This is a genomic window from Falseniella ignava CCUG 37419, assembly GCF_000301055.1.
GTDB classification, from domain to species: Bacteria; Bacillota; Bacilli; order Lactobacillales; family Aerococcaceae; genus Falseniella; species Falseniella ignava.
Window position 1 is genome coordinate 317,461 of record NZ_JH932301.1, and the last position, 8,567, is coordinate 326,027.

7 protein-coding genes and 1 pseudogene are annotated in these 8,567 nt (G+C 34.1%); 7 read left to right on the plus strand and 1 reads right to left on the minus strand.

Annotation, left to right across the window (positions count from 1 at the left end):
• The 5 genes from HMPREF9707_RS05695 (at position 1) to manA (ending at position 5,698) form a co-directional block, all read left to right on the plus strand.
• Positions 1-465 carry a PTS sugar transporter subunit IIA gene (locus tag HMPREF9707_RS05695; RefSeq protein WP_198003486.1) on the plus strand — a complete coding sequence of 155 codons (465 nt, stop codon included), beginning with the start codon at positions 1-3 and terminating at the stop codon, positions 463-465.
• A 19-nt stretch (positions 466-484) separates the two neighbouring features.
• The gene (locus tag HMPREF9707_RS05700; protein ID WP_198003496.1) at positions 485-793 is read left to right on the plus strand and encodes a PTS fructose transporter subunit IIB; all 309 of its coding nucleotides are present in this window, start codon (positions 485-487) and stop codon (positions 791-793) included.
• A 15-nt stretch (positions 794-808) separates the two neighbouring features.
• The gene (locus HMPREF9707_RS05705; protein ID WP_006701748.1) at positions 809-1,852 is read left to right on the plus strand and encodes a PTS fructose transporter subunit IIC; all 1,044 of its coding nucleotides are present in this window, start codon (positions 809-811) and stop codon (positions 1,850-1,852) included.
• A 21-nt stretch (positions 1,853-1,873) separates the two neighbouring features.
• Positions 1,874-4,522, plus strand: coding sequence for a mannosylglycerate hydrolase (gene mngB / locus HMPREF9707_RS05710; protein ID WP_006701749.1), 2,649 nt, complete (start codon positions 1,874-1,876; stop codon positions 4,520-4,522).
• Positions 4,523-4,738: 216 nt separating this feature from the next.
• Positions 4,739-5,698 carry a mannose-6-phosphate isomerase, class I gene (gene manA / locus HMPREF9707_RS05715; protein ID WP_040443190.1) on the plus strand — a complete coding sequence of 320 codons (960 nt, stop codon included), beginning with the start codon at positions 4,739-4,741 and terminating at the stop codon, positions 5,696-5,698.
• A 132-nt stretch (positions 5,699-5,830) separates the two neighbouring features.
• Here the strand turns inward: manA and HMPREF9707_RS05720 are convergent.
• Positions 5,831-6,727, minus strand: a pseudogene (locus tag HMPREF9707_RS05720) (IS30 family transposase).
• Positions 6,728-7,063: 336 nt separating this feature from the next.
• Here HMPREF9707_RS05720 and HMPREF9707_RS08535 point away from each other — a divergent pair.
• Positions 7,064-7,507, plus strand: coding sequence for a hypothetical protein (locus HMPREF9707_RS08535; RefSeq protein WP_006701752.1), 444 nt, complete (start codon positions 7,064-7,066; stop codon positions 7,505-7,507).
• 128 nt (positions 7,508-7,635) lie between these two features.
• The gene (locus tag HMPREF9707_RS05730; RefSeq protein WP_006701753.1) at positions 7,636-8,214 is read left to right on the plus strand and encodes a hypothetical protein; all 579 of its coding nucleotides are present in this window, start codon (positions 7,636-7,638) and stop codon (positions 8,212-8,214) included.
• Positions 8,215-8,567: the final 353 nt, after the last annotated feature.

Consider the following 8,567-nt stretch of genomic DNA (forward strand, 5'->3'; position numbering starts at 1 on the left):
GTGCAAGAAAATAAATTAGTGATTAAAAAAGAGAATATTATATACGGCTTGAAAGCCGAAAATATGAATGAGGTCATAGATAAACTTTCAAAGTGTTTATACGAAAATAAAGATATTGATAATGTTGAGAAGTTCAAGGAGGCAGTTTACAACAGAGAAGCAGAAGTACCTACAAGTATTGGGAAAGGAGTTGCTATACCACATGGAAAAAGTAGTATAGTAAATAATTCTACTGTAGCGTTAGGAGTGTTAGAATCATACATCCCATGGGGAGAAGAGTCTGAAGATGAAGTTAAATTTGTTTTTTTAATTGCTATTAAAGATGCAGATGAACCTGAAAAACATTTACGAATACTAGCAAATTTATCTGCTAATTTGATGAATGATAATTTCGTCGCAGAATTTAAGTCTGCCGAAAATAAAGAAGAAATATTTAATGTTATAAATAATTTTAATAAAGACTAACAGGAAAAGGAGAAAATATATAATGAAAATTGTGGCAGTAACTGCATGTATAGCAGGTTTAGCCCATACTTATATGGCTAAATCTAATTTAGAAAAGTTTTCTAAACAGTATGGACATGAAATTAAGGTAGAGACACAGGGAGCAATGGGGTTAGAAAACAAAATTTCTCAAGAGGAAGTAGAAGAAGCAGACGTAGTTATATTTGCTGTAGATACAAATGTGACAGAAAGAGATCGTTTTTCAGGAAAAAAAATTCTAAAAGTTACAACACAAGAAGCGATAAGGGATGGCGAAAATGTTATAAAGAAAGCAGAAAATTTAAATTAAGAAAAGAGGATTAACATGGCAGACAACAAAAGAAATATAGGTAAAGAAATAGTAAGACATTTTCAAGGTGGCGTTTCATATATCATTCCACTTGTAACAGCCTCTGGTTTACTTACCTCTCTTGCTGTTATTTTTGGAGGGACAGATGTTTGGGATCATACTGATACAATATGGGGTGTCTTAAGATTAATCGGTCAATCAGGTTTAGGTTTTATTGTCCCAATGATTTCAGGATATATAGCATACTCAGTGGCTGATCGACCAGGCCTGGCACCAGGATTTATAACGGGAATTATCGCAAATGAAATGGGAACTGGATTCTTAGGTGGGATGATTACAGGGTTAGCTGTTGGATACTTGGTTGAGCAGCTCAAAAAAATAAAAGTACCTGACAATATTAATTCTTTAAAATCTATTATTATTATTCCTTTTATTAGTACCGGTCTTGTCGGACTTGCAATGTGGTATATTATTGGCCCACCTATCGCAGGTTTAACTCAAGCTTTAACAAATTGGTTGAATAGTATGAGTGGAGCTAATGCAGTATTATTATCTGCATTGTTAGGTGCTATGATGGCAATAGATATGGGAGGGCCAGTAAATAAAATTGCTTATGCGTTCGGTACAGCTGCTTTTACTTCGGGAAGTTATATTGCAAGTACAGCTATGTTATTAGGTATTGGTTTGCCGAATTTTGGGATGTGGCTAGCTACTGTTCTTAAAAAAGATTTATATACGCCTGCTGAAATTGAAAATGGAAGAACTGCGTTGATTATGGGATTAGTAGGAATTACAGAAGGAACTATTCCTTTTGCTGTAGCAGACCCAGTACGTGTTATTCCTAGTATTGTAGTAGGAACAACTGTCGGCGCTGGATTAAACGGATTTTTTGGATCTACACATTCAACGATGTTATCAACTTTTATGGCAATTCCATTTGTTGATAATATCATCGGATATGTCGTTTCAATACTAGTAGGTGGGTTAGTAACAGCGCTTATGGTTAACTTCTTAAAATCAAGAAAAGCAAAGCAAGTTAGTGACACAGTAACTGAATAATATATATTATGGAGGATATTAATGAAGAAAAAGAAAGTACATGTAATTCCTCATACACATTGGGATAGAGAATGGTATTTTAATACATCAAGATCTACTATATATTTACTAAAGCATATTAAAGAAGTTCTTAATGTGTTAGAAAATGATGAAAAATTTAAAACGTACATTCTTGATGCTCAAACCTCTCTCGTTGAGGACTACCTAGAGTATTACCCTGAGGATAAGGAAAGAATACAAAATTTAGTAAAAGATGAACGATTATTCATAGGTCCTTGGTATACACAAACAGATCAGCTAGTTATTTCTCAGGAATCAATTGTTAGAAACTTATTATATGGGATTGACAAAGCAAATGAATTTGGTCATTCATTTAATGTGGGCTATGTGCCAGATGCTTTTGGTCAAGGGGGTAATATGCCACAAGTTTATAATAGTTTCGGAATAAATACGGCAGTTTTTTGGAGAGGAGTAGCAGATACTACTTTCGATGATACCCAATTTATTTGGAAAGGCACTGATGGAAGTCAAGTCGTTACAAATATAATGAGAAATGGATATCATTATGGTGGCGAGCATGGAATTCCTGAAGATGATTCTGAAATGATGGAATATATAAATAACTTTATAGGTAAATTGGATAAAGAATCCAATACTAATCATATCTATTTCCCATACGGACATGACCAAGCACCAATTAGAGAAAATTTACCAGAATTAGTTGATAAATTTAATAGTATTGATTCTGAAAGAGAATATGTTATGGGAAATCCCGAATCATTTTTTACCGAATTAGTTGATGATTATAACAGTAAGCTAAAGTCTTTTTCTGGAGAGTTAACTCAAGCTAAGCATAGTAGAGTTCATAAATCTATTTTTTCAACACGAGCAGATATGAAACAACTAAATAATAAAATTGAAAATTATTTAGTAAACGTTTTAGAGCCAGTATTAGTAATAGCAGACAGCCTAGGGATAGAATACCCTCATGCACAAGTAGAAAAAATATGGAAGCTGATGTTTGAAAATGTTGCACATGATAGTATCGGAGGCTGTAATAGTGACTCAACAAATAGAGATATTCTACATCGATATAAGGTAGCTGAAGATTTAGCAACTAATCTACTTGAATTAACCATGCGTACAATATCAAACAAAATCAACTTTGACCATGATTTAAATATAATATCTTTTAACCCTTTACCATACGATTACGAGGGGATAGTTGAAATTGAAGCATATGTTCCAAGTTTAGATTTTACTCTATTCAACTCTAAGACAGGTAAAGAACAAGATTATGTAATAGAAGAAGCACAAGAACTTACAGAATATGTATTAAATCAAACAATACAGGTGGATCCAAGCAAAGATATATATATTCCAGACAAAGTTTATAAAGTAAAACTAAAAGCTTATTTAGAAGACTTGCTAGCCTTAGGTTATCAGACTTTCCATATAGAACCAGCTAAAAAACATAATGAAACCAATCATTATAAAGAAGATAATGGTTCGACTATTGAGAACGAAAAGTATCATATTAAACTAAGAGATGACAACACTTTAACAATTACAGATAAAGCTACAGATACTGTTTATGAAAAACAAATGGTATTTATTGATTCAGGAGATGATGGTGATTCTTACAATTATTCACCTCCTAAGAATGATTTGTTGATTTCATCAGAGAATTCTAAAAGAATTGATTCAAATGTTTATAAGAATCAATTAAATCAACGATTAGAATACACATTCGTAATGGATGTTCCTTATGATTTAGAAGAACGTGCAAAAGGTGAAATTACAAGTAAACTTCCAGTCAAGGCTTCTATTGATTTAGAAAAAGGAAGTGAGATTATAAAGTTCAATATTGAAGTGGATAACAATGTATTAAGTCACAAATTATCTGTTCAATTTGATTCTGATATTGCAAGTAATTTTTCTTATGCTGATCAATTATTTGGTCCTATTCGACGTCCAGTCTACCTTGAAGAAGAGGAAGTATGGGTAGAAGAAGAGTGGGACGAAAAACCAATTGCAATAGAGCCAATGCAAAGTTATGTTGCTTTGTCTTCTGACTCAGAAGTTTTCTCAGTACTTACAGAAGGAGTACGAGAATATGAAATAGTAGGTGAGAACTACAGTACTATTCAACTTACACTATTTAGAACATTTGGTTATATGGGTAAAAAAGATTTATTGTATAGGCCAGGACGTGCTTCTGGTGAAACTATAGTAGAAACGCCAGATGCTCAATTATTAGGAAAAATTAATTGTGACTTTGGTATATACATTAATTCTCAAAAAGGATTTAATGATATTAATATGTCAAACATCTCTAAAGAATACCTAACTGATATTCCGACATACCAAAATTCAGATTTCTTAAATGGACGAATGATTTTTAGTCAGAAACGAGAAGAGAAGAATTTACCTGAAGTGTACAATTTAGCCAATTTTGATGTAGGAAATCTTGGCGTGAGTGCGATAAAGGCATCTGAGAAGAATAGTGATTATTTAATTAGAGTTTACAATCCTTATTATGATAAGTCTGTTGAAATACCCGAGAGCTTTAAAAATGGTTCGGCTTTAGAATTAGACGAAACCACTGAAATAGATTTCCCAGATAAACTTGGACACAATAAGTTTATTACAATTAAGGTAAACAAATAAAAGTTATAGTATATAACCTATAAATCAGAATATTGATAATAATCTTATTAAAAAACAGGGTATTGAAATCGTTCATTGATTTTTAATGCTCTGTTTTAATATTCTTTCTCCAGAAAAAATAAATAAAATTTGAATTAATAGAAAAATATATCAGATTGCTTTTAGGATTCTGAGAATTAATATAATACAGATTTTTTAAAATTAGTATGAAAGATAATGAAATGGAGTGATAAAGTGGAACCATTATTTTTAGAAGGTGTATTGCAAGACAAAATCTGGGGTGGGACAAAATTACGTGATGAATTTGGCTATGATATCCCTACAGAGACAACAGGAGAACTTTGGGCGATTAGTGCCCATCCAAATGGTCCAGCGACGATTAAAAATGGCGAATATGCTGGGAAAACGTTAGCGGAGTTGTGGAAGACGAATCGAGGATTATTTGGCAATCAAGAAGGCGAAACTTTCCCTCTTTTGACGAAAATTATAGATGCGCACAATGATTTATCGGTACAAGTACACCCTGATGATGCATACGGATTAGCTCATGAAGGTGAACTTGGAAAAACAGAATGCTGGTATGTTCTTTCTGCAGAACCAGGAGCTAAAATTGTATTTGGACACAATGCAACATCAGAAGAAGAGTTTAAATTGTTCATTGAGAATGACAAATGGGAGGACTTACTGCGTTCGGTTAAAGTGGAAGCAGGGGATTTTTTTTATGTTCCAAGTGGGACTGTCCATGCCATTGGCAGCGGTGTGATGATTCTTGAAACGCAACAATCGAGTGACACCACGTATCGTCTATATGATTATGAACGGAGAGACGATTCAGGAAATCTACGTGAGTTGCACATTAAAGAATCCATTGACGTGACGACTATTCCGCATAGTGACGAGCAGCCAAAGTTTGTTATAAATAAACAGGAAAATGGATTTTTGAAAACTTTAATTTCAAATGAATTTTTTACTGTGTATGAATGGGATTTATGGGGTGAAGTTTCTTTTGACCAAAAGGGACTTTATACATTAATTAGTGTAATAGATGGACAGGGTGAATTATTACTTTCAGATAGCAAATTTAAAATTAAGAAAGGAGACCATTTTATTTTACCAAATAATATTGAACATTGGAAATTTTTAGGAGACCTTAAAATTATTGCTTCTCATCCATAAATATATACAGAAGTATGATGCATTTTTTATAAATCATAGTTGATTGGATCAAAAATTTAGATGGAAATTTCAAGTTCAAGTTAGCCACTTAGTCCCAAAAAATATTAGTGTTCTTACTTTGTATTAACTTAACTATTTCTGACCTCTACATGTTTTGTTTACCAGGCGTTCCTGATGGAAAGCGCGGATAAAGCGTTCATAAGGTGTGTCATAACCCAAGATGCGGCGTGGATAGGCATTCATCCATTGTTGTATCTTTAAACATTACTCTTCGGTGATATCTTTCAAGGAACATCCTTTGGGGAGGAAGCGCCGAATCAACTTATGTTGGTTCTTACTGGTCCCTCTTTCCCAAGAGGCATAAGGGTGGGCAAAGTAGACCGCAATGTTCTCTTTAAGTAAGTCATATAAATCCGAGAATTCCGACCCGTTATCCGAGGTAAAGCTTTTAAAGAGCTGAGAAAAGGCATCCCCGGCACGCTCCTTTAAGTCTGTGATGGCTTGATTAACGGATTGGGTATCTTTCCCCGTCAATTTCATGATAATTTCAAAGCGGGTTTGGCGTTCGACCAGGGTGAGTAAGACAGGGTCTAATTTCGTTTGTTGCCCAATGACCGTATCAATTTCCCAATGCCCAAATTCGGATCGGTCATTAATTTCCTCCGGGCGCAGGTCAATCGAAGGACCCAGCATCTTCTTATCGGCCCAGTCGATAAAAGAACTGGCTTGGATCCATTTCGGCTGGCGACCGCTCATTAAACGTTGTTCATCATAAGAGGCTTGGCCTGCATCGGCAAAATAAATGTCCTCGAAGTAAGTATAAACCTTACCCTTAGACGTCACGCGATTGATTTGGGTCACAGTGCCTCGCTTGACTTCATTATTGATGGTTTGATGATTGCGGCCTAAAACACGGCCGATATGGCGGTGGGAGTAGCCTTCCTTTAATAGAATCTGGATTTGATAACGTTCGCCGTCGGTCAGGTGTTTTCCTTTACGGGCATTTATGTTAGAATTAGTTTGCGTCATGTGAATTCATCCTTGTCTATTGAGTGTTAGTGGTAACTTCAATATAACATGAAAATTCACATGGCGTATTTTTTTATGCCTTTTTAAGGGTGGCTAAGTTCATTATAAAATCCACCTTTCAAAATATATATGCATTTTAGCCAAGCAGAAATAGATAAATTAAATGATTATATTAATAAAGAGTCAACAGCAAAAGATAATGCTGTTGGCTCTTTTCATTTGCCTCATGTATTAAGGCTTTCTATTTGATGAATTAGTTTAAGTAGTTAAATTGGGGTTTAATTGGTAGACTGGAAGAGTGCAAGTTAAAGTATACAATTTAATGGGAGGTAAAGTATGGTTGAAAGCTGGCTGTGTGATTCTTGTGGGAGAAAGATTGAATCTGTTGAAGATGGATGGATTGAATGGTTGAAAGATAGAAGTACAGAAAAACTTTATGGGTTAAGGATAGTACACCACCAAAATGATTGTATGTACGATGATAGATGGCAATTTGATAATAATAATGCACTTGAGAAAAATATGGACCTAGAGCATTTTCTCAACCAAGATGGTTTCATGACTTTGTTAAGCTTTATTAGTGAAAATGAATTTAAAGATAATAATGAAGTATTGGAAGTAATCAAACACCTTTTTATACCAGATTATGAAGCTGCCAGACATCACTTTGGAGGTGCTATCCAAGAAGAGTACTTTGAACCAAATACTCTTAAAGGCTTTTATCGTCAATCAGATATAGAAAGAACTATGGATTACATGCGAGATAATGGTTTACTATAGTACCTATTATGAAATGGATTTTTTTGATAATAATATTAGTTAAAGATTGTCATAAGAAACTGAACCTTTATTAATAAAATGCTGAGTAAGACCATGTAATAGAAAGTTGGTAGAAAATGAGAAAAATTATGTCATTGTTAGGTATCTTATTTTTATCTTTTCATATAAATGTTGTACACGCACACATAACTCCTGACGGTGAGTTTTATAATCCAGCCGGTTTTCGGGCAGAATGGACGAACCCTTACTCAGTTGAATACATAGCGAGTTTAAATAAAAAATTTTCCGATTGGGAAAAGTCGATGGATCAAGAGTACTATAGCATCACTTTAGATAATGGCAAGAGATTTCATTCATATGATATTTATAATTTACTTTCATTCACTCAAGTTTATGGGGTGAATACTGGATTTGCCTATCAGGAGGAATCTTTTTTTGGAGCAACAGATGAAATCAGGTTCTATGTTGTGGATGTTAAAGCATCATATGACGGACAGCATTTATATATATTTGCGATTGATATAACAGATTACGAGCCAAGAGTGCTTTACATGGAAGGAGACTTTAGTGAAGGGAAGGGATTAGATTTAGTTGATACTGCAAACGAGGAATTATATCAACTATTCTATAATCATGTAAAAGATGAATTAGTGGAACGAATGGGCCAAGATCTTTACCTTTATGATTTCTTCTTTCTAAAACAATAACACCAAACAATAACTAAATTAGAAATTAATAAAGAGCCAACAGCATCTTACGATGATATGCTGTTGGCTCTTTTTCTATCTGGTGTTCCTGGTTCTATTTACATATAGATGGAGACAAACAAAGCTCATCACTACGGTGATGGGCTCAGATTGGAGACAAACCCCGTTTGAGTTAATCTCAAAATAAGGGTTTGTCTTTTGTTTTAGTGAAATATCCTCTGAAAATAAAAAAACGAAGCCTTTCTAGCTTCTCAATGCCAGTATATTGGCCAGTTTCTTCATGTTTAAGCAGGCAAAAGTGAGCCCTGCTTTGAATTCCATCAAGGCTTTCCCAACTAAATGGGTATATCGAA